Consider the following 26796-nt stretch of genomic DNA (forward strand, 5'->3'; position numbering starts at 1 on the left):
CCCACGTTTAATCCCGCGTTTACGAATTTCCTACAACTTGGCCTGACGGGTGGATCCGCTTCGGGATTTGGCCATGGCCGCCAGCCGCACCGCCACGTTGGCCGCGCCGTAGCCGGCATATCCGTTTTTACGCTGGATGATTTCAAAGAAGAACCGCCCCTCGAACGGCTCGGTATACACGTGAAACAGCTCCCCGCCCTGGGCGTCGCGGTCGTACAACACGTTGTAGTAGGCCAGTTCGCTGAGGAACTCATCGTCGAAATCGAAGCGCGCCGCCAGATCATCGTAGTAGTTGAGGGGGATATCCAGCAGCGGCACGCCCGCCTCTTTTGCACGGCTGACCTGGGCAAAGATGTCATCACAATCAAAGGCGATGTGATGCACTCCGGAGCCGCGATAACTCGACAGCGCGTGTGAGATCGCGGTGTTGCGGTTCTCGGAAATGTTCAGCGGCAGGCGGATCGAACTGTCGCGGCTACGCAAGGCACGGCTCTTCACCAGACCATAAGGATCCGGCAGCACCACTTCATCGTCCGCCTCGAAATCCAGCAGGCTCTTGTAGAACAGCACCCAACTGTCGAGGCTGTCGGCCGGCAGCGCCATGGCCATGTGGTCAATGCGCTTGAGGCCGCCGCTGACCGGCGCTTGCGGGTACAGATTGAAGTCCGTGCCATATACATCGGCGTGTTGATCCACCAGGTAGATCAGGCTGCCATCCGGCGCACGCACCGCCGCCAACTCCAGTTCGTTGGGACCGACCAGTCCGCGATAGGGCTGGCCCTTGTAGGCCACGGCACGAGCCAGTGCACTGGTGCTGTCCTTGACACGCACCGCCGTAGCGCACAGCGAAGGGCCGTGGGCTTCGAAAAAGCTGTGGCCGAATGAGTAAGGCTCCGAGTTCAGGATCAGGTTGATATCGCCCTGGCGCAGCAGGCTGACGCTCTTGGAGCGATGTTGCCCGGCCTTGACGAAACCCAGTCGCTCCAGCCAATGGGAGAGCTTGGCGCCGAGGCTTTCATCCACGGCGAATTCGAGAAACTCGATGCCGTTGTACTCGCTGGCCTTGGGTGTTTCGAACAGTATCTCAGGGCTGGCCATTGGCTTGGCTTCCTGAGCCAGACGCTCGCGGGTTTTCTCTTCCAGGTACAACAACGAGCGCAAGCCGTCGGCGGCATTGGCCCGTGGCGGCGCGGCGCGGAAGCCGTCGTTGAAGATCTCCAGCGACAATGGCCCGGTGTAGCCGCTCTGGATGATCGGCGCGAGGAACCCCGGCAAGTCGAACTCCCCCTGCCCCGGGAAGCATCGAAAATGCCGGCTCCACTCCAGCACGTCCATGGCCAGGATTGGCGCGTCGGCCATTTGCACGAAGAAGATCTTGTCGCCGGGAATCTCGGCGATAGCGCTCGGATCGCCTTTGAGCGACAGGGTGTGAAAGCTGTCCAGCAACACGCCGAGGCTTGGATGATCGGCCTGACGCACGATGTTCCACACCTGTTGATACGTGTTCACGTGCCTGCCCCAAGCCAGCGCTTCGTAACCGATGCGTAGACCACGGGCCCCGGCATGTTCAGCCAGCAGGCGCAAATCGTCGACCAGAATCTGTTCATCACCGATGGAGTCGACCGAGGCGTTGCTGCACACCAGCACCAGGTCGGTGCCCAGTTCCTGCATCAGGTCGAATTTACGCTCGGCGCGTTCCAGGTTGCGCGACAGCCGATCACGCCGGCAGCCTTCGAAATCACGAAAAGGTTGAAACAGGGTGATGGCGATCCCGAGATCGGCGCACATCTGTTTGATTTCCCGTGGGCTGCCGTCGTAGTAGAGAAGGTCGTTCTCGAAGATTTCCACACCGTCGAACCCGGCGGCGGCAATGGCTTCGAGTTTTTCCGGCAGGGTACCGCTCAAGGATACGGTGGCAATGGAACGCTGCATATTTCGACTCCCGGTAATGGGGACCATCTTGTTAGGGGGCATCGCACGCACGGATCCTGTAGGAGCTGCCGGAGGCTGCGATCTTTTGATCTTGAAAAGCAAAATCAAAAGATCGCAGCCTCCGGCAGCTCCTACAGGGGTAGCGTTTGTCCTGGGTAAATTATTGGCCTGGCGATCCCGCACAGCAATTCAAAGCGTACTATCCGGTTAGTTTTGTGTTCGATTATCGAACAAAATGGTGGTTGGCGAATTGACGATTTTTTGTCCACTGCCCAACATCGACCCCACATTGAGTCCGGACTCGCAGCACCGGCCGCGATGTCCAAAACACCAAATAACAAATTCAAAAAACGGGTGGTACATATGCTTCCTTCCCAAAGCTCACGCATGGCTCCGGCCATGAGCGTCACTGCCGGTGGTATCGGCGACAAGATCCGCGGCGCCATGGCGGTCGGTAAAACCCGTTGGGGCATGCTGGCGCTGGTGTTTTTCGCCACTACCCTGAACTACATCGACCGCGCCGCACTGGGTGTGATGCAGCCCATCCTGGCCAAGGAAATGAGCTGGACGGCGATGGATTACGCCAACATCAACTTCTGGTTCCAGGTCGGCTATGCCATTGGTTTCGTGCTGCAGGGCCGGCTGATCGACCGGGTCGGCGTCAAGCGCGTGTTTTTCTGCGCCGTGTTGCTCTGGAGCCTGGCGACCGGCGCCCATGGCCTGGCCACTTCGGCGGCCGGCTTCATGGTCTGCCGTTTCATCCTCGGCCTGACCGAAGCCGCCAACTACCCGGCCTGCGTGAAAACCACCCGCCTGTGGTTCCCGGCCGGCGAGCGCGCCGTGGCCACCGGGATATTCAATGCCGGGACCAACGTCGGTGCGATGTTCACCCCGATGTTGCTGCCACTGATCCTCCACGCATGGGGCTGGCAGGCCGCGTTCCTGTGCATGTCGGCACTGGGCGGGATCTGGCTGGTGTGCTGGGCCTTGAAGTACTTCAACCCGGAAGAGCATCCGAGCGTCAAACAATCGGAACTGGACTACATCCAGAACGAAGTCGAGCCGGAACAAACCCGTGTGCCGTTCTCGAAGATCCTGCGCATGCGCGGCACCTGGGCCTTCGCCCTCGCCTACTCGATGACCGCGCCGGTGTTCTGGTTCTACCTGTACTGGCTGCCGCCGTTCCTCAATCAGCAATACAACCTGGGCATCAACGTCACCCAGATGGGTATCCCGCTGATCATCATCTACCTCACTGCCGACTTCGGCAGCGTCGGCGGCGGTATCCTCTCCTCGTTCCTGATCGGTCGCGGCGTCAATCCGATCAAGGCGCGGCTGATGTCCATGTTCCTGTTCGCCTGCTGCATCATCGGCGTCATCATGGCTGCCGGCTCCAGCAATCTGTGGGTCGCCGTAGCTGCCATCTCCTTGGCCATCGGCGCGCACCAGGCCTGGACCGCAAACATCTGGAGCCTGGTGATGGACTACACGCCCAAGCACATGATGAGTACGGTGTTCGGTTTCGGCGGCATGTGTGCGGCGATTGGCGGGATGTTCATGACCCAGTTGGTCGGCCATATCCTGACCGTCACCAACAACAACTACACCGTGCTGTTCACACTGATTCCGGCGATGTACTTCATTGCGCTGACCTGGATGTACTTCATGGCACCGCGCAAGATTCCGAAAGTAGAAGACTGATGTTCCCTCGGCGCAGGCCCGATCTCGGGTCTGCGCTTTTTTTTGCCTGCGTTTTACCGCAGCTTAGCGGCGGCTTTGCTGCCAGGCCGCTGCCAACCCGCTGCAGCAGATCACGGCAATGCCGAGCACGGTGGTCAGTGTCGGCGTATGGGAAAACAGCAGCCAGCCCAGCAGGCCGGCGAAGATGATCTGGCAATAGCTGAACGGCGCCAGCAGTGCCGGTGCCGCGAGTCGGAACGCCTGGGTCAGGAACAGGTGCGCCGTCATCCCGCAGGCCCCCAGCGCCAGCATCATCGCGCCATGCACCAGGTTCGGCGTCTGCCAGAAGAACGGCACCAGCGCACTCATCACCAGCGTGTTGCACAAGCCTGCGAAGAAGTTGCTGGTGGTCGGGCTGTCGATCTCGCTGAGCTTGCGCGTCAGCAGTTGATAGAAGCAGAAAAACAACGCCGAGCAGAACGGCAGCAACACCGCCGGGGTAAACAGATCACCACCGGGGTGAACAATGATCAGTACCCCGCTGAAACCGAAAATCACCGCCAACCATTGCCCACGCGTCACCCGCTCGCCAAGCAGCGGCACCGACAGCGCGGTCACCAACACCGGCGCCAGGAAGTTGACCGACGTGGCCTCCGCCAACGGGATGTACATCAGCCCCGTGGTGAAAAACAGACTGGTGCCCAGCAGGCACAATGCCCGGATCAATTGCAGAAATGGCCGCTTGGTACGCAGCACTCGCAGCCCGGACTGCGGCAGGAAAATCCCGGCCATCAACAAGGTGTGAACCACGTAACGCGCCCAGACCACCATGACAATGGGATAGAAACCGGAGAGGTATTTGGAAAAGGCGTCGTGGCTGGAAAACAGGAAAGTCGCGACAACGATCAGCAGGATCCCTTTGAAGGGCTGATTGACGCCGGAAAGCGGGGTACTGCTGGGCGACGTCAAGACAAAGTCCTTTTATGGGTTGAGGCGAGACATGAATAATTTAGAACCTGGTTCCATTTTATGAAATCTACGACTCAAGAAAGTGGGCGAATACCGCACACTGTTTATTCAAGCAGACTTCAGGTTCAACTGAACAACTCTGATGCCTGGCTCGCCAGTGAAAGCTCATCGGCATATTCCAACAAGGTCGGCGCCAATTCATGCAATCGCGCGCCGGGCATTCGCGCACTTGGCCCGGCAATACTGAGCACGCCGATGACCCGGCCATCCAGTGGATGACGCACCACGGAGGCAATCGCCGAGGTGCCCACCGCCGAACTTTCCTCGACCCAGGCATAACCCTGCTCCCGCGCCAGACGCAAGCGCTCCAGCAGTTCAATATTCGAACGCGGTGCATTAGGCCCGACGTCTTGAGGCAACTCGGTCCCTTGCCGCTCGACCAGCAACAGCGCCTCGGCATCGCTCATGCACGCCAGCCACGCGTGCCCGGAAGCCGTGTAGAACAAAGGCGCATCGCGCCCCATGTCCGGGTCGTAGCGCAGACCGGAACGGGCCCCCTGGGACTTGGCGATCCACACCTGGCGCTCCCCCTGGATCACCCCCAGACGCACCAGCTCACCGGTTTCCCCGGCCAGACGATCGAGCACCGGCTGGATGATATCCGCACCGCTGCCGGACAAGTATCGAAAGCCCATGGCCACCAGCTTGGTCGACAGGTGATAGCGCAGGTTGTCCGGATTCTGCCGCACGTACCCCAGGCGAATCAGTTCAGCGAGCAAACGATGAGTCGCGCTTTTAGGGATTTCCAGTTGCTCGGCCAACGTCTGCATCGGCAAACCCTGCGGTTCACCGGTCAGGCTTTCCAGCACGCTGAAGACACGTTCGATCTGACTGCCAGCCATGGTATGTCCCAAACAAAATTTGGCTGATTCTAGAAGAGAAGCCCCACGAAGCAAAATGTGGAACCAGTCGCGCAACCGGCAGTCTGACGACCGGACTGGCGCGGCTCCCACTTGGCAGCAACACTCATCGCACGGCTCGTGACCCGGAACAGAAGAGGATTCCCACATGCTATGGAAAAAAGGCCGACGCAGCGACAACGTGGTCGATGCCCGTGGTGATGATGTCGGCAGTGGCGGCGGCGGAATGCGCTTCGGCGGTGGCAAGGGCCTGAGCCTGACGGCGATCCTGCTGATCGTCGGCATCGGCTGGATCACCGGCCAGGATCCGCTGCAAATCCTCGGACAACTGACCGGGCAGATGGGCCAGCAATCGGCACCCGCCACCAACCAGAGCCGCAAGGCACCACCGGCCAATGACGAAGGCGCGGAGTTCGTGCGCTCGATCCTCGGCGACACCGAAGACACCTGGGGCGCGATATTCCAGCAGGCCGGCCGTCAGTACAAAGAACCGACCCTGGTGTTGTTCAGCAATCGCGTGAATTCGGCCTGCGGTCTGGCCACCTCCGCCACCGGGCCGTTCTATTGCCCGGCGGACCAGAAGGTCTATCTGGACATGGCGTTCTTCCAGGAAATGTCCCAACGTTTTTCCGCCGCGGGCGACTTCGCCCAGGCCTACGTCATCGCTCACGAAGTCGGACACCATGTGCAGACCCTGCTTGGAGTGTCCGCAAAAATCCAGGCAGCCCGCCAACAAGGCCGGCAGATGGAAGGCGACGGCGGTTTACTGGTTCGTCAGGAACTGCAGGCCGATTGCCTGGCCGGTGTCTGGGCCAACAATGCGCAGAAGCGCCTGAACTGGCTGGAGCCGGGTGACATCGAAGAAGCACTGAACGCAGCGAACGCCATCGGTGACGATCGTTTGCAGCAACAGGGTCAGGGCCGCGTGGTCCCGGACTCGTTCACCCACGGTACGTCGGCGCAACGGGTGCGCTGGTTCAAAACCGGTTTCGCCCAAGGCCAGGTAAGCCAGTGCGATACCTTTGCGACGAAAAATCTGTAAATGAAGAAGTGGTTGTTGGTTGTTCTGTTTACTTGCGCAACGTCCCAGGCCGCCGAGCATGAAGTCAAGGAGCTCAGTCCCGGACGCCTGCTGTTGAAATCAGGTGAAATCGCGGTGGGCATCAGCCCCGCCCCGGCAAAAATCGAACGGGTGCTGATCATCCTCCACGGTCGCTTGCGCAACGCGCAAACCTATCTGCAGAGCGGTGAGCACTCGGCCGAACTGGCCGGGCAAAGCGCAACGACCCTGGTGATCGCCCCGCAATTCCTCAATGAAACCGATGTTGCGGCTCATCCGGTGGCCGACACCGTTTTGCGCTGGCAAGGCAATGAATGGATGTCCGGCGGCGAATCCACGGCGCCGTTTCGGCTGAGTTCCTATGCGGCGCTTGACGAAATCATCGCCCGCTTGGGTGACCGCCAGCAGTTTCCGGATGTGAAGCAAATCGTCATCGCCGGTCACTCCGGTGGCGCGCAGGTGGTTCAGCGCTATGCAGTGCTCGGTCATGATCAGCCGGCCCTCGAGGCGGCCGGCGTACAGGTTCGATACGTGATTGCCAACCCGTCGTCCTACGCCTATTTCGATGAGCGCCGGCCCGTGGCGTTCAGCCACGCCGGTTGCCCGCAATTCAATCGCTGGAAGTATGGACTAGCGGATTTGCCCGCCTACGCCGAAGGACAAACGCCCACACAACTGCAGGAAAAGTACCTTAAGCGTGACATCGTTTACCTACTGGGCCAGCAGGACACCGACCCGAATCATCCGGCACTGGACAAGAGCTGTGAGGCCAGGGCGCAAGGACCGTATCGGTTGGCGCGGGGGCGTTTTTACTTTGATTATCTGAAGCGGCTGCAACCGCAAGGGTTGAAGCAGCAACTGATAGAAGTGCCCGGAGTCGGGCATAACGGGGACGGGATGTTTACCTCGCCGGAGGGGCAGAAGGCATTGTTTGGGGAGTGACTCTTGTAGTGCCTGGGCCTGCCTCTTCGCGAGCAAGCCCGCTCCCACACTGGATCTGTGTCGTTCACTAATCCCTTGTGGGAGCGGGCTTGCTCCGGGCGGCGTTCCGACGAAGGCGTCAGATCAGCCAACCATTTCCTCAAGCCGACAGCATCTGCCGCAACTCGACACAATCCGCCGCATGCCAATCGGTCAATTCCGGCCACGGGTTATCCGGCAGGTTCACCAGCACCGTGCGCGCCCCCGCCGCCCGTCCGCAATCCAGATCAAAGCGGTAATCACCGACCATCACCATCTCGCTTGCCGGCACCTTCCACGCTTCGGCCAGTTTCAGCAGCCCGCCCGGATGCGGCTTCGGCGGTGCTTCATCACGCCCCAGCACGTCCTCGACCGCAAAGCAGTCGGCCAGGCCAATGGCCTCCAGCGTGACATGCGCCAGCTCCCGGGCATTGCGCGTGAGAATGCCCAGGCGATACCCGCGCCCGGCCAGCTCACGCACCAACTCCACCGCGCCGGGCGCCGGTTTCGAACCGAGGGCCAGGTCCCGTTCGTGCTCCAGCAGCCACGCATGCTTGGCTGCGGCTTCATCGGCCGGCAGTGCGGCGAGGTGGGTCAGGATGTCGGCTTCGGCAGGAATCGCCAAGGCTACGCGAATCGCCGCAAAGTCGTGCACGGCCACGGTCAGGGTGCCGTCCATGTCGAACACCCAGTGACGCACGTCGGCCAGGCTCACGCCCAATCCTTGCGGTGACGGATCAAGCCTTCCTGGGTGACCGAGGCCACCAGTTGCCCGGCGCGATTGAACACGCTGCCTCGGGAGAATCCGCGCGAGTTACCGGCCCACGGGCTGTCCATCGCGTAGAGCAGCCAGTCATCGGCACGCAGATTCTGGTGGAACCACAGTGCGTGATCGAGGCTGGCGACTTGCATGTCCTTGTGCCAGACCGATTTGCCGTGGGGCTGCATCGAAGTGACCAGCAGACCGAAATCCGATGCATAGGCCAGCAGGTATTTATGCAGCGCCGGCGAATCGGCCAAGGCCCCGTCGGCGCGGAACCAGACGTACTTGACCGGATCGGACGGCAGCGGGTTGTAGGGATCTTTTTCAGTCACCGGGCGGAATTCGATCGGCTTGGGGCACAACAGCTTTTCGCGCATTTTCTCGGGAATCAAGTGCGCGCGCTGCTGGGTCAGTTCCAGCTCCGAGGGCAGGTTTTCCGGGCCAACCACAACCGGCATTTTGCTCTGGTGCTCAAAGCCTTCCTCGTCGTACTGGAATGACGCACTGCACGTGAAGATCGGGTGGCCCTTCTGGATCGCCGTCACCCGGCGCGTGCTGAAACTGCCGCCGTCACGCACCCGGTCAACCTGATACACCACCGGCAACCCGGCATCACCCGGACGCAGGAAATAGCCGTGCATCGAATGCACATGGCGCGCCTCTTCTACCGTCTGACTCGCCGCCGACAGCGACTGGCCGAGTACCTGGCCACCGAACAGCTGACGAAAACCCAGGTCCTGGCTACGGCCGCGGAACAGGTTTTCTTCGATCGGTTCCAGGGTCAGCAAGTCGACCAGATCTTCCAACACTTGGCTCATTCAGACTCTCCTCACGCAAAACATTGCCGCGCAGTCTTGGCTGCAGCGGTCGATTCAGTTTCCGGCCCGGGCCAGCATGGGGCCATTGTAAACGTCCGTGCCAGCTTATCCATGCAAGGTTTGCAGCCATTGTTCGCGGCTGATGCGATACAGAACATGCCGACGCAACGGATGATCGGCCTCGAGTCGCGGATGATCGAAGTCATCCGCCGGGTCATGGTGCATGCCGATGGCCTGCATGACTTTCTCCGACGGCAAGTTGGTTTGCGTCGTGAAGGCCACCACCTCTTTCAGCGGCAGGCGGTCGAACCCGCAGCGCAGAGCGGTCCACGCCGCTTCACTGGCGTAACCGAGGCCCCAGTGCTCGCGGGCCAGGCGCCAGCCGATTTCCGTAGCGGGGGTGAATGGCGCGTCGAATCCGACCACATTGAGCCCGGTAAACCCGATGAACTGGCCAGAGTCCTTTCGCTGCAGGGCCCAGAGTCCATAACCATGCTCGGCGAAATGACCACGGATTCGCCCGATCAATGATGCGCTTTCCAGTCGGCTCAGGGTGCCTGGAAAATAGCGCATCACCTGCGGATCGGCACACATCGCCGCAAAGTCCGCCAGATCTTCATCGCGCCACTGGCGCAACAGCAGCCGAGCGCTTTCAATCTCCAGTATTGGCTCCATCGTGCCCCGCCCCTCCATTTCAATGTCGCCAGTCTACAACGCTGGTAGGATCCTTCTCTCATTCCTACATGAAATGACCATGCCACTGCCGCTGATTTATCACGAAGACTACAGTCCCGAGTTTCCGGCGGATCACCGCTTCCCCATGGACAAGTTTCGCCTGCTGCGCGATCACCTGGTGGACAGCGGCCTGACCCGTGACGTCGACTTGCTGCGCCCGGATCTGTGTCCGGCAGACATTCTCGCCCTCGCCCATGACCCTTCGTATATCCAACGCTATATGAGTGGCGAATTGTCCCGCGAAGACCAGCGCCGCCTTGGTCTGCCCTGGAGCGAAGCTCTGGCCCGGCGCACAGTGCGCGCAGTCGGCGGCTCGCTGCTCGCCGCCGAGCAGGCGCTGGAGCATGGCCTGGCCTGTCACCTGGCGGGCGGCACCCATCATGCGCACTACGATTACCCGGCCGGGTTCTGCATCTTCAATGACCTGGCGGTGATCAGCCACTACCTGCTGGAAAGTGGTCGGGTGAACCGGGTGCTGATCTTCGATTGCGATGTGCATCAAGGCGACGGGACCGCACGAATCCTGCACCACACTCCAGAAGCGGTAACTGTTTCCCTGCACTGCGAAAAGAACTTTCCTGCACGCAAAGCCGAAAGTGACTGGGACATTCCGCTGCCCAACGGCATGGGCGATGCCGACTACCTGAAGGTGGTGGACGATGCGCTCAACTACCTGCTGCCGCTCTACCAACCGGACCTGGTGCTGTATGACGCCGGGGTCGATGTGCACAAGGACGACGCCCTGGGTTATCTGAAGCTGACAGACGAAGGCGTCGCCGCCCGCGATGAAAGCGTGATGCGCCATTGCCTGGGCCGCGACATCCCTGTGGTCGGGGTGATCGGCGGCGGCTACAGCAAGGACCGCCAGGCCCTGGCCCGCCGCCACGGCATCCTCCATCACAGCGCGCAGCGCGTCTGGCAGTCATCAGGCTGTCACTGAGTTGTGGATGCTTTACCCACAATGCCTGTGGAGCTGCCTGTGGATAACCTGAGTGAAAGGGCCTGCAGCCCACACGGTGTAAAGGCTACAGAGCGGTGGTTGTTTTTTAACCAGCACTGGCAAACACCACCGAACCCTGTGGGAGCGGGCTTGCCCGCGAAGGCGGTGCATCAGATTCATGGATTTCGACTGACACTCCGCTTTCGCGAGCAAGCCCGCTCCCACAGGGATTCTGGCTGGTAGAATGCCCGGCTTATCCCGCCAGACCGCAGTGCATCCCATGACTCAACCTTCACCAGCCCTCCTCCCTCACGTCGCCATCATCGGCGGCGGTCCTGCCGGTTTGATGGCCGCTGAAGTGCTGAGCCAGGCCGGGATCAAGGTCGACCTGTACGACGGCATGCCTTCGGTTGGACGAAAATTCCTCCTGGCCGGCGTCGGCGGCATGAACATCACTCACTCCGAAGCCTACCCGGCGTTTCTCTCGCGTTACGCCGAACGCGCCCCGCACATCGCCCCACTGTTGCGCAGCTTCGGCGCCGAAGCGCTGTGCCAGTGGATTCACAACCTGGGCATCGAAACCTTTATCGGCAGCTCCGGCCGGGTGTTCCCCACCGACATGAAAGCCGCTCCGCTTCTGCGCGCCTGGCTCAAGCGCCTGCGCGACAGCGGCGTAGTTATCCACACCCGCCACCGCTGGCTCGGCTGGGACGAGCATGGCGGTTTGCGCATCGACAGCCCGGACGGCGAAAAAACCGTTCAGGCCGATACCACCCTGCTCGCCCTCGGTGGCGGCAGTTGGTCGCGCCTGGGCTCGGACGGTGCATGGATGCTGCCACTGGAGCAGCACGGCGTAGGACTGGCGCCGTTGCAACCGAGCAATTGCGGCTTCGAGGTGCAGGCCTGGAGCGAATTGATGGTCAGCAAATTCGCCGGCGCGCCGCTGAAAAATATCGCCATCGGTCTCAATGATGATGTGCCCCGGCTCGGCGAATGTGTGATCACTGCCACCGGGATCGAGGGCAGTTTGATCTACGCCCTGTCGGCACCGATCCGCGAGGCAATCAACCAGCAAGGTTCGGCAACGATTCATCTGGACCTGCTGCCGGGCCGGCCTGTGGATAAAGTTCTGGCGGCGTTGAGCAAACCACGAGGTTCACGCTCGATGGCCAAGCATCTGCACAGTCAGTTGGGCATCGATGGGGTAAAAGCGGCGCTGTTGCGTGAACTGGCCAGCGCCGATTGCTTTGCCGATATGGCCTTGCTGGCCAAGGCGATCAAGGCATTGCCACTGACACTGGTGAAAACCCGTCCGTTGGACGAGGCCATCAGCAGCGCGGGCGGTGTGTTGTTCGAGGCGATGGATGAGCGCTTGATGCTCAAGCAAATGCCGGGCGTGTTTTGCGCCGGGGAAATGCTTGACTGGGAAGCGCCGACGGGCGGTTATCTGCTGACCGCGTGTTTTGCCAGTGGGCGAGCGGCGGGGTTGGGGATGGTGGAGTGGTTGCGGCGCAAGGGCTGAAGACCGAGGCGCGCCCTTCGCGAGCAAGCCCGCTCCCACAGGGGATCTGTGTCATACACAAATCCCCTGTGGGAGCGGGCTTGCTCGCGAAGGCGGCTTAATTAACGCTGCGTATCTTAAGGCTTGCGCTTACGCGGCCCGGTATTGAACACCGGCACCTTGCGCACTGGCTTGATCGAAGGCTCCGCCGGTGCCACCTCTCCGCTATCCACCCACTTGCCAAGATTGCGCTTACCACCGCCACCGCCGGAAGCCTTGGGCTTCTTCGGTTTCTTCGGCTTCTTGACGACCTGGCCACTGGCATCGGTGTCCGGTACGCGGTGCTCCGGCTCAAAGTCCGGCTCGTTCTGCCGCTTCAGTGTCTGGCGGGTCAGCATCTCGATCGCCGACAGCAGATTCACTTCATCGGCGCACACCAGGGAAATCGCCTCGCCGGTCGAGCCTGCGCGGCCGGTACGACCGATGCGGTGGATGTAGTCTTCGGCCACGATTGGCAGGTCGAAGTTGACCACCAGCGGCAAGTCTTCGATGTCCAGGCCACGGGCGGCCACGTCGGTGGCGACCAGGATCTGCACTTCACTCGCCTTGAAGCGGTCGAGCGCGCGTTGGCGGGTCGCCTGGGGTTTGTCGCCGTGGATGCCGTCGGCGTTGATGCCCAGGCCCTGGAGTTTTTCCACCAGCGCATCCACGCCGTTGCGGGTCTTGGCGAACACCAGCACCTGCTTCCACTTGCCCTTGCGCATCAGGTGCACGAACAGTTCCGGCTTGCGCTTCTTGTCCACCGTCACGATCCATTGCTTGACCGTATTGGCCGCCACGTTGCGCGGGCTGACTTCGATGCTCAGCGGGTCATTGAGCATCTGCCCGGCCAGCAGGCGGATGTCATCGGAGAAGGTCGCGGAGAACAGCAGCGTCTGACGCTTCTTCGGCAGCGCGCGGTAAATGTTCGCCAGCTCCTCGGAAAAACCCAGGTCGAGCATGCGGTCGGCTTCGTCCAGCACCAGGGTTTGCAGCTGGTTGAACTTCAGCGCGTTCTGGCGGAACAGGTCGAGCAAGCGGCCCGGGGTTGCCACCAGCAGGTCGACACCGCTGCGCAGCTTCATCATTTGCGGGTTGATGCTGACGCCGCCGTACACCGCGTAAGTGCGCAACGGCAGGTTTTCGGCGTACTGGCGCACGGCCTCGTGAACCTGCTCGGCCAGCTCGCGGGTCGGTACCAGGATCAACGCGCGGACCGAGTTGGCGGTGACTTTCGGCCCTTCCATGGCCAGCAGTTGCAACAGCGGCAGGGCGAAACCGGCCGTCTTGCCGGTGCCGGTCTGGGCGGCGGCCATCAGGTCGCGACCGGCCAGCACCGCCGGAATGGCTTGCGCCTGAACCGGCGTCGGAGTCTGGTAGCCGAGCGTCTCGAGGGAGCGCAGCAAGGGTTCGATCAGGCCAAGGGTGGCGAAAGTCATGGGAATACCGTAGGAAAATTCAGCGCGGGTTGTTCAAAACAAGTGTGCAAAACAAGATGCAATGCCGCGCAGTTTACCCTAATTCACTCGGGATTCTGTCGGTACCACCGTCACCACAGGCTTAACCGGCGTCCGACGCCACTGCGGCAATCCGATCAGCACCACGGCGCTGATGATCACAGCCATCGCCAGTGCTTCTTCGATGCCGATGGTCTCGCCAACAAACACGATCCCCAGCAACACCGCCACCGCAGGATTGACGTAGGCATAACTGGTAGCCGCCGCCGGACGCACGTGTTTCAACAGGTACATGTAGGCGTTGAAGGCGATGATCGAGCCGAACACGGTCAAGTACGCCAGGGCTGCCCAACCTTCGATGGGCGGCACCTTTTCCAGGTGTTCACCGCTGACCGCACTGGCGATCAGCAGCACTACGCCACCCACCAGCATTTCCACAGCGCTGGCCATCGCGCCCTGAGGCAACGGCAGGTGTTTGCTCCAAACAGAGCCAAACGCCCAGGTCGCCGCCGCAAAGATCAGCAACGCCGCGCCCAACGGGCTCGATTGCAGGTTCGAGCCCAGGTTGAGCATGGCAATGCCGATCAGCCCGAGCACAATCCCGGCCCATTCGAGACGGGTATTACGTGCGCCCCAGAAATATCCGCACAGCAAGGTAAACAGCGGCACCGTCGCCACCGCCAAAGCCGCCACCCCGGAGGCCACGCCCGTGTGCTCGGCCACACTGACCGCGCCGTTGCCACACGCCAGCAGCAAAATCCCGATGACCCCGGCGGCTTTCCACTGTGCCCAGGTCGGTGCCGGCGCCCCGCGCCAGCGCAGGAAGGCGTACATCAAGGTCCCGGCAATGACGAAGCGGATGCCGGCGAGCAGCAGCGGTGGCCAATACTCCACGCCGATACGGATCACCAGGTAAGTCGAGCCCCAAATCACGTACAAGGCGAAAAAGGCAGCGATCAAAGGTAAGGGAAAGCGACGAAGGCCGGACATGGGGGCAGCTCACAGGCAAGGACAAGTGAACGGCTATTCTAGAAAGGCTGGTGACGGAAAATAAGTTACAAAACCTGTTTAAAGCGCCAGTACACTTTTCAAAACACGGAGTTCAGCGCTATAAACCATGTTTTCGAAAGTCGACCACTTTCAGGAGTCGCACCATGGACAAATACGACCGCATGCTGCTCAGCGCCCTGCTGGAAAACGGTCGCGCGTCCTACGCCGACCTGGCGCGCAAGGTCAACCTGTCCGCCCCGGCGGTGGCCGAGCGCGTGGCCAAGCTCGAAGCCAGCGGCGTGATCACCGGCTATCAAGCGAAGGTCGACATGGCCAAGCTCGGCCTGCCGATCCAGTGCGTGATCGAACTGCGCCTGAACCAGCACGGCAACCAGAAGGCCTACGACGACCTGATCAAAATCCCGCAATTGACCGAATGCCATCGGGTGACTGGCGATCCGTGCGTGATCATGCAAGCCGCGGTGGGCTCGATGCCGGAGCTGGAAGAACTGATCAACCGGATCGCCACGTTCGGGTTCAGCAAGACGTCGATCGTGTTGTCCAGTGCGATAGAGAAGCGAGTGCCGTTGGGGCATATCGAGGGTAATGGCAAGCTTTGATCGAACGCGGAACCTGTAGGAGCGAGCCTGCTCGCGATGAACCCGAGAACAGTGCGGGGTGTCAGGTTTCCCGCGTTATCGTTGGCGACCATCGCGAGCAGGCTCGCTCCTACAGGGGGTTTGTGGTGAATTCGGGATCAGCGATAGCGCTTGAGATGCTCACCCACCTTCGCCGCCGGGACCTTCTGCAACTTGCACAACAATTCATGGGACAGCTCGCGCAGGCCATGCTTCTGGAGCAACTCTTCCTCCAGGTGCGCCGTCAGGTTGGCCGCCATCTCGGCATCGGCCATGGCCCGGTGGGCCTTGCCGGTGTGCGGCAGGTTGGCAAACGTGGTGAGGGTGCCGAGTTTGTGGTTCGGCGCGGCGGGCATCAGGCGGCGGGCCAACAGCAGCGAACAGGCAAAGTTCTGCAAGCGGGTGCGCTTGATTCGCCCGAGTTCGAAGTCCCAGAATTTCTGGTCGAACGCCGCGTTATGCGCGAGCAAGGGTGTGGTGCCGACGAACTCATTCACTTCGTTCATCACCTGCTCCGCCGACGGTGCGGTGCGCAGCATGGCGTTGCTGATACCGGTGAGCTGCTCGATGAAAGCCGGGACGCGCACGCCGGCGTTCATCAGGCTTTGGTAACGCTCGACGATGCGCCCCTGTTCAAGGATCACCACGGCAATTTCCGTGGCCCGGCAGCTGCTGCTCGGGGAGATCCCGGTGGTTTCAAAGTCGATGACTGCGATGCGTTCCAAACCTGGTTCAACTCCGTAAAAATCAATTCTTGAGCAACAACGCGCCTTCGATCGGCACGTAGCGGCTGGCGGCGCGGATCAGCGAATTGGCCGTCAAGCCCGGCACGCCATAGGCCACGGCTTGCACGCCATGCTTGCTGATGATGCGTTCGAGCAGCATGTCGAAGTCGCCATCGCCAGAGGCCAGGACAATTTCATCGACATGGTCGGCGGCATCCATGATGTCGAGCGTGATGCCCACGTCCCAGTCACCCTTGGCCGAACCATCGCTGCGCTGGATGAACGGCTTGAGTTTCACGGTGAAACCGAGGTTACGCAGGATCTGCTGGAACTGCTGCTGTTTGCTGTCGCCACGGTCGATGGCGTAGGCATAGGCTTCGACGATCTCGCCCTGCTGGCTGATGTCAGCCCACAGCGCGGCATAGTTGAAGTGGCAACCATAAGCCTGACGCACGGTGTAGTAGAGGTTCTGGACATCGGCGAACACTGCGATTTTTTTCACCGGCTTTCCTCAAGGCTGAATCAGGCACCAGGCCCGAAAGGTCGCCCAGTATGCCAGCCCAGTGGATGGTTCCGCGAATAATCGGCTATGTGGCGAGGGAGCTTGCTCCCTCACCACTGGGTGTCAGACGAAGGAATCGTCGTCGCCGCCGAACAACGAGTCATCGCTGTAGTCAGCGTCGCTGAAGCCGCCCTGATCATTGCTCCAGGAATCATTGCCGGCCATGCGCTGGTCATCGCCCCAGCCATTGTTGCCCTGATCGTTGACCTGGGCCGGCTCTTCCTTGATGACTTCGACGACTTCCGGTTGTTGATTGTGATGGAACAGGCTGCTGATGCCTTGTGCCAGCATCACGCCACCCGCCACGCCAGCGGCGGTTTTCAGCGCACCACCGAGGAAACTGCTGCCGGCCGCTGCCGGTGCTTGCTGCTGCGGGGCATAGCCCTGTTGTGGAAATGCCTGTTGCGCAGCACCGAAGTTCTGCTGTGGCGCTTGCGAACCGAACGACGAGCGTCCCGGTTCACGCCAGCCACCGCTCGATGGCGCCGAGCTCTGGGTCGGTGCCGGTTGTGGATCACGGGAAGCACCGCCAAAGATACTCGACAAAAAGCCACCGCTGCTCGACGCTGCAGCCGGGGTCGCCTGGGCCTTGGCCTGTTGCAGTTCGGCCTGCAATTGCTGGACTTGCCGGGTCAGTTGCTGGTTCTGCTCATCGAGGCTCTTGATCGCTGCCTCTTGCACCAGAATCGCCTGGGTCATGAAATATCCTGCCGCAGGCTGGCGCGTCAGGTGTTCCTTGATCCGCGCCTCGGCCTGGGCGTCGCGCGGGGCTGAGTCCGTTTCGGCCTGTTGCAGCCGGGAAAACAGTCCATCGATCAGGGTTTGTTCTTCGTTGTTCATGGCGACCTCGTAGATTGCCGGGAAAATCGTTGCCTTTATCCAATGAGGATAAGGTGCCCGACCTTAATGGAGGCTGAAACAAACTGTTTCAATGACCTTTACTGAACGTTTACGTTTGCGTCTCCCGGCACTTGATCGGTTAAAGTGGACCACTGCTTTCAACCTGCGATACCAACCGATGAATCCGTTAGATGTGCTGCGTGACTCCCTGTATTTCTTCAAGCGCAATCTGGGCCAGATCGTGCAGCTGTGCCTGCCGCTGGTCATTTTTGAGGCGCTGCTGCAACAAGTGGTCGACCACTCCACGGAGCCGGACAGTTTCCCCGGCATCAGCGTAATTGTCGGCTTGCTGGTGTACCCGCTGTACACCGCCGCGCTGATTCTGTTTCTCGACGCCCGCAGCCGGGGCGAATCGCCGCGCAACCGCGACCTGCTGGCGATGGCGGCGAGCCTGTGGCCGCGTTTCGCCCTGCTGACGGCGCTTAATACCGTACTGATTCTGCTGGGCCTGTCGCTGTATTTCCTGCCGGGTATCTATCTGATGGTGACCCTGGCGTTTGGCGAATATCTGCTGGTGTTGCGCGGCATGGCGCCGCTGGCGGCCATGAAGGAAAGCCTGCGCATGACCCAAGGTCACTTCCTGCGCATCCTGCTGTGCATTCTGTGTGTGATGGGCCCGCTGTGGCTGCTCAAGGGGGCGACACTGGCGGTGTACCCTGAACCGCAGAACCCGGTGATCTCGTTGCTGATCGACAGCGCCCACAGTTTCCTGCAGCTGTTTACCAGCGTGGTGCTGTTCCGTTTGTTCATGCTGATCAACCCGTTGCCTGAGAGCAATGACAACTCGCTCTGACGTTAGGCGCGCCCATCGCTCTCGGGTATGCTCGGGAACAATTTTGCAACGCCAATAAGCCGAGCCATGACCCGTCTACTGCGCCACACCCTGCTGGGCCTGCTGATCGTGATCGGCCTGATTGCGGTGATGATCTACAGCCTGACCTGGCGCCCCGACGCCAAAGAAGAGTTGCCCGTCAGTTGCAGTCCCCAGGCACCCACCCTGGTTCCCGGGCAGGCACTGAAAGTGATGACCTGGAACGTCCAGTTCCTGGCCGGCAAGCGTTACGTGTTCTGGAATGACCTGGCCGCCGGTACCGACGAACGCCCCACAGCGGAAGACATGGCCTTCAGCCTCGACGAAGTGGCGCGGGTGATTCGCGACGAACAACCGGACATCGTGCTGTTGCAGGAGCTGGACGACGGCGCCAAGGCCAGCGATTACCAGCACCAGCTCAAACTGCTGCAGGAACGGCTCGCCGATTTGTACCCCTGCAACGTCAGCGCTTTCGACTGGAAGGCCGACTTCGTACCAGACCCGCATATCTTCGGCAGCGTCGGCCGGCAACTGGCAACCCTGAGCCGTTACCGGATCGAACATGCCCAGCGCCTGCAACTGCCCGTTGTCTCGGGCAATCCGCTCAGCCGCCAGTTCAAACCCAGAAACGCCTTGCTGGTGAGTTACTTGCCGTTGAGTGACGGTGGGCAGATGGCGGTGCTCAATACCCACCTGGAGCGTGCGACCCAAGTCGACAACACCTTGCAAAACCAGGTGAACGCCGTGGCCAGGACCCTCGATAAACTCGAAAGCCGTGGCCCGCCGTGGTTGATCGGTGGGGATTTCAACCTGTTGCCCCTGGGTCAGTATCGACGCCTGTCCGATGCGCAACGCGCACCCTACTCCGCCGACAGCCCATTGCACCTGCTGTGGGACAAGTACCCGATGATCCCGACCAACAACGAAGCCAGCGGGATCGACCGCGAGCGCTGGCTGACCCACTACCCGAACGACCCCGGGCTGAACGGCCCGGACCGGACCGTCGACTACCTGTTCTACAGTCCGCGGATCAAACGGGTGGAGGCCATGGTGCGGCAGGACGATACGTTGCGTATCTCCGATCACTTGCCGGTGATTGCGCGGTTCCTGTTGCCGGTTGCGCCCTGATACATAAATCTGTAGGCGCTGGGCTTGTGTGGCGAGGGGGCTTGCCCCCGTTGGGTCGCGTAGCGACCCCAAGATTTTCGAACACAGTATTTACGACTGCTGCGCAGCCGAACGGGGGCAAGCCCCCTCGCCACAAAAGCCCGCTCCCACAGGGTCTGTGCAAACCTGACTTAGTGCACCTCCTCCAGATCATCATGCAGCAGCCCGAAGATCTCGCGCTTCATCTCGATGAAGGAGCGCTCCATGACCATGTCCAGGTTGCGCGGACGTTCGATCGGCACATCGAGGATCTGCTTGATCCGCCCCGGCCTGGCCCCCATGACGTAGACCCGGTCGCCGAGCAGAATCGCCTCGTCGATGTCGTGGGTCACGAACAACACGGTCTTCTTGCTGTTGCCCCACACCCGCAGCAACAACTGCTGCATTTGCAGACGCGTCTGGCTGTCGAGGGCGCCGAAGGGTTCGTCCATCAGCAGGATCTGCGGGTCGTTGGCCAAGGCGCGGGCGATGGCGACGCGCTGCATCATCCCGCCGGACAACTGCTTGGCGTAGTTGTCGGCAAAGCCGCTCAGGCCCACTTCATTGACGTAGTAGTCGACAATATCCTTGCGCTGCGCCGCCGGCATGCCACGCCGCTTGAGGCCGAACTCGACGTTCTGCCGCACGGTCAGCCACGGGAACAGCGTGTAGCTCTGGAACACCATGCCGCGATCCGCGCCGGGGCCTTCCACCTGTTGGCCGCCGACGTAGATCTCCCCCGACGTCGGTTCCGCCAGGCCGGCGGTGAGGTACAGCAGGCTCGATTTACCGCAACCCGAGGGTCCCACCAGTACGGCAAATTGCTGGTCCGGCACCTCGAACGACACTTCTTCCAACGCGGTAAAGGTCCCGCCATCCGGCTTCTTGTAACGCAGGCTGACCTTGTCCACCTGCAGCCGAGGCGCGTTCACCGGGGCAGCCTGAGGGGCGACAAAACGATGAGTGGCGGCGGTTACTGAGCCCATGCGGTAATCCTCAGACGTAGGAAACGGAACAGTTGATCGGTGACCAGGCCCAGCAGGCCGATGATCGCGATGGCGAGGAAAATCACATCCACCTGGAAGCCGCGCATGGCCTTGAGGCTCAGGTAGCCCAGGCCACTGGAGGCGGCGACCAGTTCAGCCACCACCAGGTAAGTCCAGGCCCAGCCCATGGTCACCCGCAGGGTGTCGAGCACGCCTGGCAGCGAAGCCGGGGCGATCACATGCAGCACCGCGTCACGACGGTTCGAGCCGAGGGTGTAGGAGGCGTTGATCAGGTCCTTGGAGATGCCTTTGGACACGTCCGCGATCATCACCAGTTGCTGGAAGAACACCCCGAAAATGATCACCGAGACCCGCTGCTCCAGGCCGATGCCGATCCACAGGATGAACAGCGGTACGAACGAAGTCACCGGCAGGTAGCGAATGAAGTTGACCATCGGTTCCAGGAACGCCTGGACGATACGGAAACTGCCCATCAACAGTCCCAGCGGCACAGCCACCAGGGACGACACGATGAAACCGACCATCACCACTTCGACACTGGCCCACACGTGCTGGCCGAGGGTGCCGTCGCGACCGAGGCGCACAGCGGCCTCGACCACCGCGCCCGGCGTCGGCAGGAACATGCCCGGCACCACACCGCCGTAGGACAACCCGGCCCACAGGCCGACCAACAGCACCCAGGCCAGGCCGCTCGCGCTCCAGATCACCGAGACCGGCAACCCGGTCTTGGGCGTGATGCAGCGGCTCAGCCACGAATTGCGCTTGAACATGCAGCCTCCTAGAGCGGGGTGACGAAACGGTTGTCGATCAGGTCGTCATTGCTGACGTTGTAGGGCTTGCCTTGCAGCTCGCTGGCGGTCTCGTTGGCCAGTTTGATCAGTGGTGCGCTGTCACCCGGCTTGCCCGGAGCGCCCAACAGTTTTTCGCTCATGGCCTGATCGTAGAAACGCACGCCCTGGGCGGCCGCTTCGAGCTCCTTCGGATCGGCCAGATACCCGCCGACACCCTTGGCCATGATCTTGTAGGCTTCCTGCGGATGATCCTTGGTGTACTGCACGGCTTTGTACAAACCGGCCACCAGCGCCTTGACGTCCTCCGGCTGTTTCTCGATGACGGTGCAGTTCAGCGCCACCACGTCGACGATCACCCCCGGTGTACTGCTGCTGTCGATCAGCACCTTGCCCTGCTGCTTGTCGCGCACCATCGACAGGTGCGGTTCCCAGGTCACGGCGGCGGGTACGCGACCGGCGATGAACGCGGTGGCGGCATCGTCGGCCGTCATGTTCTGCACGGTGATGTCGCTCATTTTCATGCCGTTCTTTTTCAGCAGATACGACAACCAGAACTGCGAGGTCGACCCTTCGTTGACCGCCACGGCCTTGCCTTTGAGCTCCTGCAGGCTCTTGACGTCCTTGCCCACCAGCACGCCGTCGCCACCATGGCTGTCGTCCAGTGCGGCCACGGCCTTGAAACAGAATTGCGGACGGTACTTGAGCACCTCGTCGATGGTCGACGCCGAGCCGGACAACTCGCCGGACGCTTGTGCGGCCATGTACATCGCCGCTTCTTCGACCACCGGCAATTCGACGGTCAAACCGTTTTCCTTGAAGTAGCCCAGGTCCTGGGCCAGATACAGGGTGCCGTAGCCGACCCAGGTGGTATGGCCGATGGACAGGGTGCCGGCCTGGGCGCTGGTGGCGACCGTCGCGGCGATGGCGGTGACCGCCAGTGGATGGACAACGCGGGTAAGCAAGGACTTGATCATGGAGCACTCCCAAAGCTGTTGATTTAGTTTTGTCATGGGCAGTACGGCGAGCCCTGAATCGGCTGCAACCTGTGGTCTCTGAGGGACCCTTCGGCGGGCAGCATTCGGCGGGCTGGCGAGATCGATGTTGGCCCAAGGGCGGGATTAGGAAAATGAGGAAATATGTGGATGCGAACGATGAAAAAACTCGTTAACGCGCACCGCGAAAGGGCGCTGTGGGCGGGGATGCCCGAGGTCGGTGCAAAGCTTGAGAACAGCAAAAAGATCGCAGCCTTCGGCAGCTCCTACATTGGAATGCGATCCCCTGTAGGAGCTGCCGAAGGCTGCGATCTTTTATGCTTATTGCCCTTGCGAGAATGTCAGAGCCGGCCGTATTCCTGCGCGGTTCGATCTACCGCCTTCAAGGTCTTGGCAATCAACTCGTCAATCTCTTCACGGCTGGCAATCAACGCCGGCGCCATGATCATCCGGCCCAATGTCGAACGAATGATCACCCCTTCTTCAAAGCCAATCGTCCGGCAGCGCCAGGCGATGTCGTTCTCATTGGCGAAGCGCTTGCGCGTGGATTTGTCTTCGGCCAGTTGCAGCGCCGCGACCATGCCGGTGCCCTGGATATCGCCCACCAACGGGTGCTTGCCGAACACTTCGCGCAGGCACTGTTGCAGGTACGGGCCGATGTCGTCCTTGACCCGCGTCACCACGCCTTCATCGCGCAGGGCCTTGAGGTTGGCAATCGCCACCGCCGCCGCCACCGGGTGCCCGGAATAGGTCAGGCCGTGGGCAAACACGCCGCCCTGCTCCACCAGCACCGAGGCCATTTTCTTCGACAGGATCAAGCCGCCCATGGGGATGTAGCCCGAGGTCAGGCCCTTGGCGATGGACAGGGTGTCCGGCTCGAAACCGAAGTACTCGTGGGCGAACCATTCGCCGGTACGACCAAAGCCGCCGATCACTTCATCGGCGCACAGCAGCACATCGTACTTGCGGCAGATGCGCTGGATTTCCGGCCAGTAGCTTTCCGGCGGAAAGATCATCCCGCCAGCGCCCTGGAAGGGTTCGGCGATGAAGCCTGCGACCTTGTCCGCACCCAGTTCGAGAATCTTCGCTTCCAGTTGCTGGGCCGCGCGCAGACCGAATTCGGCCGGCGTCAGGTTGCCTTCGTGAGCGAAGAAGTACGGCTCGTCGATGTGCTCGATGTCCGGAATCATGCCGCCCATTTCGTGCATGAATTTCATGCCACCCAGCGCCGTCGCGGCCAGGGTCGAACCGTGGTAGCCATTCCAGCGGCCGATCATGATCTTCTTCTCGGGTTTGCCGAGCACCTGCCAGTAACGCCGCACCGTACGGATCAACACCTCGTTAGCCTCGGAGCCGGAGTTGGTGTAGATCGCGTGGCTGTAGTGACCCGGCAGCAGGCTGAACAGCAGCTCGGACAGCTCGATCACCTGCGGGTGGGTGGTGTGGAAAAACATGTTGTAGTACGGCAGCTGCTCCAGTTGCTGGCTCGCCGCAGCCGCCAGGTCCTTGCGCCCGTAACCGAGGTTGGTGCACCACAGCCCGGACATGCCGTCGAGGTAACGGCGGCCATCGTTGTCCCACAGGTGCAGGCGCTCGCCACGGACCATCACCCGTGGTCCCTCGTCATTGAGGGCTTTCTGATCGACGAACGCATGGATGTGGTGCGCAGCGTCGGCGGCCTGGTAGTCGCGGGTTTCACGTGGTGTGGTCATCGCCTGTTCTCCGTTTTGTTATCAGCGCAATTGAAACCAGGTGGTCTTCAACTGGGTGTATTTATCGAATGAATGCAGGGACAGGTCGCGGCCGAAACCGGACTGCTTGCCGCCGCCAAAAGGTACGGTCACGTCCAGTGCATCGACGCTGTTGACCGACACCGTGCCCGCTCGCAATTGTCGCGCCACGCGGTGGGCGCGGTTAAGATCGTCGGTCCACAGCGAAGCCGCCAGACCGTAGACGCTGTCGTTGGCCAATTGCAATGCATGGGCTTCGTCGTCGAACGCCGTGACAGCCAGAACCGGGCCGAATACTTCGTCGCGAAACAGCGGCATGTCCGGCGTCACGCCGGTAAAGATCGTCGGCTGGATGAAGTTGTCGGAGCCATTGAAGATCGACTGCCGACCACCACAAACCTTGGTCGCACCTTGCTGCTCGGCCTGTTGGATGAACTTCATGATGTGCGCGGTCTGACGGCTGTCGACAATGGCACCGGCGGCGCTCGACGGGTCCAGCGGATCGCCCGGCAACCAGCGTTCAGCCTGGGCCTTGAGGCGTTCGACGAACGCGTCATGTATCGAGCGCTGTACCAGCAATCGCGAATTGGCCGAGCAGACTTCACCCTGATTGAAAAAGATGCCGAACGCGGCTTTTTCGGCAGCCAGATCCAGGTCCTGACAATCGGCGAACACCAGGTTCGCGCTCTTGCCGCCGCACTCCAGCCACACCTGTTTCAGGTTCGACTGGGCTGAGTACTGCATGAAATATTTGCCGACCTCAGTGGAGCCGGTGAACACCAGGCAATCGACGTCCGGGTGCAGGCCGAGGGCCTTGCCGGTTTGCTCGCCCAGGCCCGGCAGTACGTTCAACACACCCGCAGGCACACCAGCCTCAAGCGCCAGCTCCGCCAGACGCAAGGCCGAAAACGGCGACTGCTCGGCCGGCTTGAGAATCACCGAGTTACCCGCGGCCAGGGCCGGGGCGAGTTTCCACGCGGCCATGTCCAGCGGAAAATTCCACGGCACCACGGCAGCGACCACGCCGAGGGCTTCGCGGGTGATGGTCGCCAGCACGTTCTGCGCACTCGGTGCGACCTGATCGTAGAGTTTGTCGAGGCTCTCGGCGTACCAGCGGAACACCCCGGCGGCACCCGGCACATCGATGTTGTAGGCGTCCGTGACGGGCTTGCCCATGTTCAGCGAATCGAGCAGCGCCAGTTCTTCACGGTTTTCGATGATCAGGTCGGCCAGACGCAGCAGCACTTGTTTACGTTCGGTCGGCGAACGTGCCGACCAGGTGCCGGCTTCAAACACTTGCCGCGCATTGCGTACCGCCGCGTTCACATCGTCCTCGCCACAGGCCGCGACATTGGCCAGGCATTGCCCGGTGGCGGGGTTGATCGCGGCGAAAGTCTGCCCCGATTGCGCAGCTCGGCGCTGGCCATCGATCACGGCCCGGTCGGGAAACCGCAGGGAAGCGGCTTTGCGTTGCCAATACTCAAGCTCGAACACGTTCGGATGCTCCAGAGGACATTCTTGTGTATTGGATAGTCGCTCAGGCCCGAGCGGTGGAAAACCAGTAAAAATGTCTTCGCAGGCCAAGAAAAAACTACGTAGCCAATCTCCCTTCTGGCGCAGCATGTGGTTATTGTTCAACCACAACAAATCGCTACCCGAGCGGATAGGGGTGGCGCGCAAATTGCCTGGATGCCTGATTCGTTCTCCCCCGAGGTTTGCTGTGGCTGCCTACAATCTGCGTCAACTGAAATACTTCATCACCACCGTCGAGTGCGGCAGCGTCGCCGAGGCCTCGCGCAAGCTGTACATCGCCCAGCCGTCGATCTCCACGGCCATCAAAGGGCTGGAAGACAGCTTCGGTGTGCAACTGCTGATTCGCCATCACGCCCAGGGCGTGTCATTGACGCCCAGCGGTGCACGCTTCTACCGCAAGGCCCAGGAACTGCTGCGCATGGCCAAGGAGTTCGAGCAGAACGCCCTGGCCGACAACGATGTGGTGTCCGGGCAGATCGATATCGGCTGCTTCGAAACCGTCGCACCGCTGTACCTGCCGCAATTGATTGCCGGGTTTTCGGCGTTGTACCCGGGGGTGGAAATCCGCATCCGCGACGGCGAGCAGCAAGAACTGGTGCAGGGCCTGACCTCCGGCGCCTTCGATCTGGCGATCCTCTATGAGCACGATCTCGACGGCACCATCGCAACCGAACCCTTGATGCCGGCGCAACGGCCTTACGCGCTGCTGCCGGCCGATCACCGTTTTGCCCAGCAGGCACAAGTCTCGCTGCGGGACCTGTGCCTGGAGCCGATGATTCTTTTGGACGTGCAGCCGAGCCGGACCTATTTCGTCAGCCTGTTCGAAGAGCTGGACCTGACCCCGCGCATTGCCTTCAGCTCGCCATCGATCGAGATGGTGCGCGGCATGGTCGGACAAGGCTTTGGTTTCTCGATCCTGGTGACCAAACCACATTCGGAGTGCACCTACGACGGGCAGAAAGTGGTGTGCGTGGACATCGCCGAAGACGTCACCGGCTCCGGGCTGGTGGCGGCCTGGCTCAAGCGCGGGCAACTGACCAAACCGGCGCAGTTGTTCGCCGACTATTGCCGCGAACAACTGACTGCGAAATCCGAACAATCACACCGCCCTCTGTAGGAGCTGCCGCAGGCTGCGATCTTTTGATTTTTTCAAGAGCAAAAGATCGCAGCCTGCGGCAGCTCCTACGTAATCGCGAT

General features: G+C 61.2%; 25 protein-coding genes. 9 read left to right on the forward strand and 16 right to left on the reverse strand.

The window, feature by feature from the left end; genetic code table 11:
- Positions 1 to 30 precede the first annotated feature (30 nt).
- Positions 31 to 1932 carry a 3-dehydroshikimate dehydratase QuiC gene (quiC, locus tag ACEN83_RS26555; RefSeq protein ID WP_495578832.1) on the reverse strand — a complete coding sequence of 634 codons (1902 nt, stop codon included), beginning with the start codon at positions 1930 to 1932 and terminating at the stop codon, positions 31 to 33.
- Positions 1933 to 2295: 363 nt separating this feature from the next.
- On the opposite strand from quiC, the gene ACEN83_RS26560 reads away from it, so the two are divergent.
- Positions 2296 to 3633, forward strand: coding sequence for an MFS transporter (locus tag ACEN83_RS26560; RefSeq protein WP_116581888.1), 1338 nt, complete (start codon positions 2296 to 2298; stop codon positions 3631 to 3633).
- A gap of 63 nt (positions 3634 to 3696) precedes the next feature.
- Here the strand turns inward: ACEN83_RS26560 and ACEN83_RS26565 are convergent, their stop codons facing one another.
- Positions 3697 to 4581: a DMT family transporter gene (locus tag ACEN83_RS26565; RefSeq protein WP_116581844.1), complete on the reverse strand. Its 885-nt coding sequence runs from the start codon at positions 4579 to 4581 to the stop codon at positions 3697 to 3699.
- Positions 4582 to 4706: 125 nt separating this feature from the next.
- Complete coding sequence (locus ACEN83_RS26570) at positions 4707 to 5483, reverse strand: IclR family transcriptional regulator (RefSeq protein ID WP_116581845.1); 777 nt, start codon at positions 5481 to 5483, stop codon at positions 4707 to 4709.
- Positions 5484 to 5649: 166 nt separating this feature from the next.
- Here ACEN83_RS26570 and ypfJ point away from each other — a divergent pair, with 166 nt between their 5' ends.
- Both ypfJ and ACEN83_RS26580 read left to right on the forward strand, forming a co-directional pair.
- On the forward strand, positions 5650 to 6543 hold the full coding sequence (gene ypfJ / locus ACEN83_RS26575) for a KPN_02809 family neutral zinc metallopeptidase (RefSeq protein ID WP_007975791.1): 894 nt from the start codon (positions 5650 to 5652) through the stop codon (positions 6541 to 6543).
- Positions 6544 to 7503, forward strand: coding sequence for an alpha/beta hydrolase (locus tag ACEN83_RS26580; protein WP_495578833.1), 960 nt, complete (start codon positions 6544 to 6546; stop codon positions 7501 to 7503). It begins immediately after the preceding gene.
- Between the two features lie 139 nt (positions 7504 to 7642).
- Here ACEN83_RS26580 and ACEN83_RS26585 read toward each other — a convergent pair whose 3' ends face one another.
- From ACEN83_RS26585 to ACEN83_RS26595, 3 genes are all read right to left on the reverse strand, one after another.
- Positions 7643 to 8236 (reverse strand): HAD family hydrolase, encoded by a 594-nt coding sequence (locus ACEN83_RS26585; protein WP_495578834.1) that lies wholly within the window; start codon positions 8234 to 8236, stop codon positions 7643 to 7645.
- Positions 8233 to 9102: an acyl-CoA thioesterase II gene (tesB, locus tag ACEN83_RS26590; RefSeq protein WP_007975794.1), complete on the reverse strand. Its 870-nt coding sequence runs from the start codon at positions 9100 to 9102 to the stop codon at positions 8233 to 8235. Before tesB ends, ACEN83_RS26585 begins: the two co-directional genes overlap by 4 nt.
- Positions 9103 to 9207: 105 nt before the next feature.
- The gene (locus tag ACEN83_RS26595) at positions 9208 to 9777 is read right to left on the reverse strand and encodes a GNAT family N-acetyltransferase (protein ID WP_495578835.1); all 570 of its coding nucleotides are present in this window, start codon (positions 9775 to 9777) and stop codon (positions 9208 to 9210) included.
- 79 nt (positions 9778 to 9856) lie between these two features.
- Here ACEN83_RS26595 and ACEN83_RS26600 point away from each other — a divergent pair, with 79 nt between their 5' ends.
- Together ACEN83_RS26600 and ACEN83_RS26605 are read left to right on the forward strand one after the other, a co-directional pair.
- Positions 9857 to 10777 (forward strand): histone deacetylase family protein, encoded by a 921-nt coding sequence (locus ACEN83_RS26600; protein WP_495578836.1) that lies wholly within the window; start codon positions 9857 to 9859, stop codon positions 10775 to 10777.
- Between the two features lie 280 nt (positions 10778 to 11057).
- Complete coding sequence (locus tag ACEN83_RS26605) at positions 11058 to 12299, forward strand: TIGR03862 family flavoprotein (protein WP_495578837.1); 1242 nt, start codon at positions 11058 to 11060, stop codon at positions 12297 to 12299.
- A gap of 116 nt (positions 12300 to 12415) precedes the next feature.
- Here the strand turns inward: ACEN83_RS26605 and rhlE1 are convergent, their stop codons facing one another.
- Both rhlE1 and yedA read right to left on the reverse strand, forming a co-directional pair.
- Positions 12416 to 13756 carry an RNA helicase RhlE1 gene (rhlE1, locus tag ACEN83_RS26610; RefSeq protein ID WP_015096940.1) on the reverse strand — a complete coding sequence of 447 codons (1341 nt, stop codon included), beginning with the start codon at positions 13754 to 13756 and terminating at the stop codon, positions 12416 to 12418.
- A gap of 78 nt (positions 13757 to 13834) precedes the next feature.
- Positions 13835 to 14764, reverse strand: a complete 930-nt coding sequence (gene yedA / locus ACEN83_RS26615) for a drug/metabolite exporter YedA (RefSeq protein ID WP_495578838.1) — start codon at positions 14762 to 14764, stop codon at positions 13835 to 13837.
- Between the two features lie 164 nt (positions 14765 to 14928).
- On the opposite strand from yedA, the gene ACEN83_RS26620 reads away from it, so the two are divergent.
- Positions 14929 to 15384, forward strand: a complete 456-nt coding sequence (locus ACEN83_RS26620; protein ID WP_007994028.1) for an Lrp/AsnC family transcriptional regulator — start codon at positions 14929 to 14931, stop codon at positions 15382 to 15384.
- 137 nt (positions 15385 to 15521) lie between these two features.
- Here the strand turns inward: ACEN83_RS26620 and ACEN83_RS26625 are convergent, their stop codons facing one another.
- The 3 genes from ACEN83_RS26625 to ACEN83_RS26635 form a co-directional block, all read right to left on the reverse strand.
- Positions 15522 to 16127, reverse strand: coding sequence for a 3'-5' exonuclease (locus tag ACEN83_RS26625; protein ID WP_495578839.1), 606 nt, complete (start codon positions 16125 to 16127; stop codon positions 15522 to 15524).
- 22 nt (positions 16128 to 16149) lie between these two features.
- Complete coding sequence (locus ACEN83_RS26630; protein ID WP_007975807.1) at positions 16150 to 16629, reverse strand: NYN domain-containing protein; 480 nt, start codon at positions 16627 to 16629, stop codon at positions 16150 to 16152.
- Positions 16630 to 16752: 123 nt separating this feature from the next.
- Positions 16753 to 17529 (reverse strand): DUF2076 domain-containing protein, encoded by a 777-nt coding sequence (locus tag ACEN83_RS26635; RefSeq protein ID WP_495578840.1) that lies wholly within the window; start codon positions 17527 to 17529, stop codon positions 16753 to 16755.
- Between the two features lie 178 nt (positions 17530 to 17707).
- Between ACEN83_RS26635 and ACEN83_RS26640 the strand changes: the two genes are divergently transcribed.
- Positions 17708 to 18382 (forward strand): YciC family protein, encoded by a 675-nt coding sequence (locus ACEN83_RS26640; RefSeq protein WP_007975811.1) that lies wholly within the window; start codon positions 17708 to 17710, stop codon positions 18380 to 18382.
- A 66-nt stretch (positions 18383 to 18448) separates the two neighbouring features.
- Positions 18449 to 19528, forward strand: a complete 1080-nt coding sequence (locus ACEN83_RS26645) for an endonuclease/exonuclease/phosphatase family protein (RefSeq protein WP_495578841.1) — start codon at positions 18449 to 18451, stop codon at positions 19526 to 19528.
- A 170-nt stretch (positions 19529 to 19698) separates the two neighbouring features.
- Here the strand turns inward: ACEN83_RS26645 and ACEN83_RS26650 are convergent, their stop codons facing one another.
- The 5 genes from ACEN83_RS26650 to ACEN83_RS26670 form a co-directional block, all read right to left on the reverse strand.
- Positions 19699 to 20532: an ABC transporter ATP-binding protein gene (locus tag ACEN83_RS26650; protein ID WP_007975815.1), complete on the reverse strand. Its 834-nt coding sequence runs from the start codon at positions 20530 to 20532 to the stop codon at positions 19699 to 19701.
- Positions 20520 to 21323, reverse strand: a complete 804-nt coding sequence (locus ACEN83_RS26655) for an ABC transporter permease (protein WP_007975817.1) — start codon at positions 21321 to 21323, stop codon at positions 20520 to 20522. The genes ACEN83_RS26650 and ACEN83_RS26655 overlap by 13 nt, the downstream gene beginning before the upstream one ends.
- 8 nt (positions 21324 to 21331) lie before the next feature.
- Positions 21332 to 22318, reverse strand: coding sequence for an ABC transporter substrate-binding protein (locus ACEN83_RS26660; protein ID WP_429518507.1), 987 nt, complete (start codon positions 22316 to 22318; stop codon positions 21332 to 21334).
- 359 nt (positions 22319 to 22677) lie between these two features.
- On the reverse strand, positions 22678 to 24048 hold the full coding sequence (locus ACEN83_RS26665; RefSeq protein ID WP_007975821.1) for an aspartate aminotransferase family protein: 1371 nt from the start codon (positions 24046 to 24048) through the stop codon (positions 22678 to 22680).
- A 21-nt stretch (positions 24049 to 24069) separates the two neighbouring features.
- A complete protein-coding gene (locus tag ACEN83_RS26670; RefSeq protein WP_495578842.1) occupies positions 24070 to 25560 on the reverse strand; it encodes an aldehyde dehydrogenase in 1491 nt (496 codons plus the stop codon).
- A 226-nt stretch (positions 25561 to 25786) separates the two neighbouring features.
- Here ACEN83_RS26670 and ACEN83_RS26675 point away from each other — a divergent pair, with 226 nt between their 5' ends.
- Entirely contained in the window at positions 25787 to 26716 is a 930-nt protein-coding gene (locus ACEN83_RS26675) for a LysR substrate-binding domain-containing protein (protein ID WP_116581859.1), read from the forward strand.
- The last annotated feature ends 80 nt before the right edge of the window (positions 26717 to 26796 follow it).

It is taken from the genome of Pseudomonas sp. Pseusp49, assembly GCF_059491875.1.

What these genes read in the sequence shown, in the direction of transcription:
- ACEN83_RS26640 (WP_007975811.1), top strand. Translation starts at nt 17,708, where the DNA reads ATGAATCCGTTAGATGTGCTGCGTGACTCCCTGTATTTCTTCAAGCGC.
- tesB (WP_007975794.1), bottom strand. Translation starts at nt 9,102, where the DNA reads ATGAGCCAAGTGTTGGAAGATCTGGTCGACTTGCTGACCCTGGAACCG.
- ACEN83_RS26655 (WP_007975817.1), bottom strand. Translation starts at nt 21,323, where the DNA reads ATGTTCAAGCGCAATTCGTGGCTGAGCCGCTGCATCACGCCCAAGACC.
- ACEN83_RS26620 (WP_007994028.1), top strand. Translation starts at nt 14,929, where the DNA reads ATGGACAAATACGACCGCATGCTGCTCAGCGCCCTGCTGGAAAACGGT.
- ACEN83_RS26635 (WP_495578840.1), bottom strand. Translation starts at nt 17,529, where the DNA reads ATGAACAACGAAGAACAAACCCTGATCGATGGACTGTTTTCCCGGCTG.
- quiC (WP_495578832.1), bottom strand. Translation starts at nt 1,932, where the DNA reads ATGCAGCGTTCCATTGCCACCGTATCCTTGAGCGGTACCCTGCCGGAA.
- ACEN83_RS26570 (WP_116581845.1), bottom strand. Translation starts at nt 5,483, where the DNA reads ATGGCTGGCAGTCAGATCGAACGTGTCTTCAGCGTGCTGGAAAGCCTG.
- ACEN83_RS26660 (WP_429518507.1), bottom strand. Translation starts at nt 22,318, where the DNA reads ATGATCAAGTCCTTGCTTACCCGCGTTGTCCATCCACTGGCGGTCACC.
- ACEN83_RS26600 (WP_495578836.1), top strand. Translation starts at nt 9,857, where the DNA reads ATGCCACTGCCGCTGATTTATCACGAAGACTACAGTCCCGAGTTTCCG.
- ACEN83_RS26605 (WP_495578837.1), top strand. Translation starts at nt 11,058, where the DNA reads ATGACTCAACCTTCACCAGCCCTCCTCCCTCACGTCGCCATCATCGGC.
- ACEN83_RS26650 (WP_007975815.1), bottom strand. Translation starts at nt 20,532, where the DNA reads ATGGGCTCAGTAACCGCCGCCACTCATCGTTTTGTCGCCCCTCAGGCT.
- ypfJ (WP_007975791.1), top strand. Translation starts at nt 5,650, where the DNA reads ATGCTATGGAAAAAAGGCCGACGCAGCGACAACGTGGTCGATGCCCGT.
- ACEN83_RS26560 (WP_116581888.1), top strand. Translation starts at nt 2,296, where the DNA reads ATGCTTCCTTCCCAAAGCTCACGCATGGCTCCGGCCATGAGCGTCACT.
- rhlE1 (WP_015096940.1), bottom strand. Translation starts at nt 13,756, where the DNA reads ATGACTTTCGCCACCCTTGGCCTGATCGAACCCTTGCTGCGCTCCCTC.
- ACEN83_RS26595 (WP_495578835.1), bottom strand. Translation starts at nt 9,777, where the DNA reads ATGGAGCCAATACTGGAGATTGAAAGCGCTCGGCTGCTGTTGCGCCAG.
- ACEN83_RS26580 (WP_495578833.1), top strand. Translation starts at nt 6,544, where the DNA reads ATGAAGAAGTGGTTGTTGGTTGTTCTGTTTACTTGCGCAACGTCCCAG.
- ACEN83_RS26665 (WP_007975821.1), bottom strand. Translation starts at nt 24,048, where the DNA reads ATGACCACACCACGTGAAACCCGCGACTACCAGGCCGCCGACGCTGCG.
- yedA (WP_495578838.1), bottom strand. Translation starts at nt 14,764, where the DNA reads ATGTCCGGCCTTCGTCGCTTTCCCTTACCTTTGATCGCTGCCTTTTTC.
- ACEN83_RS26645 (WP_495578841.1), top strand. Translation starts at nt 18,449, where the DNA reads ATGACCCGTCTACTGCGCCACACCCTGCTGGGCCTGCTGATCGTGATC.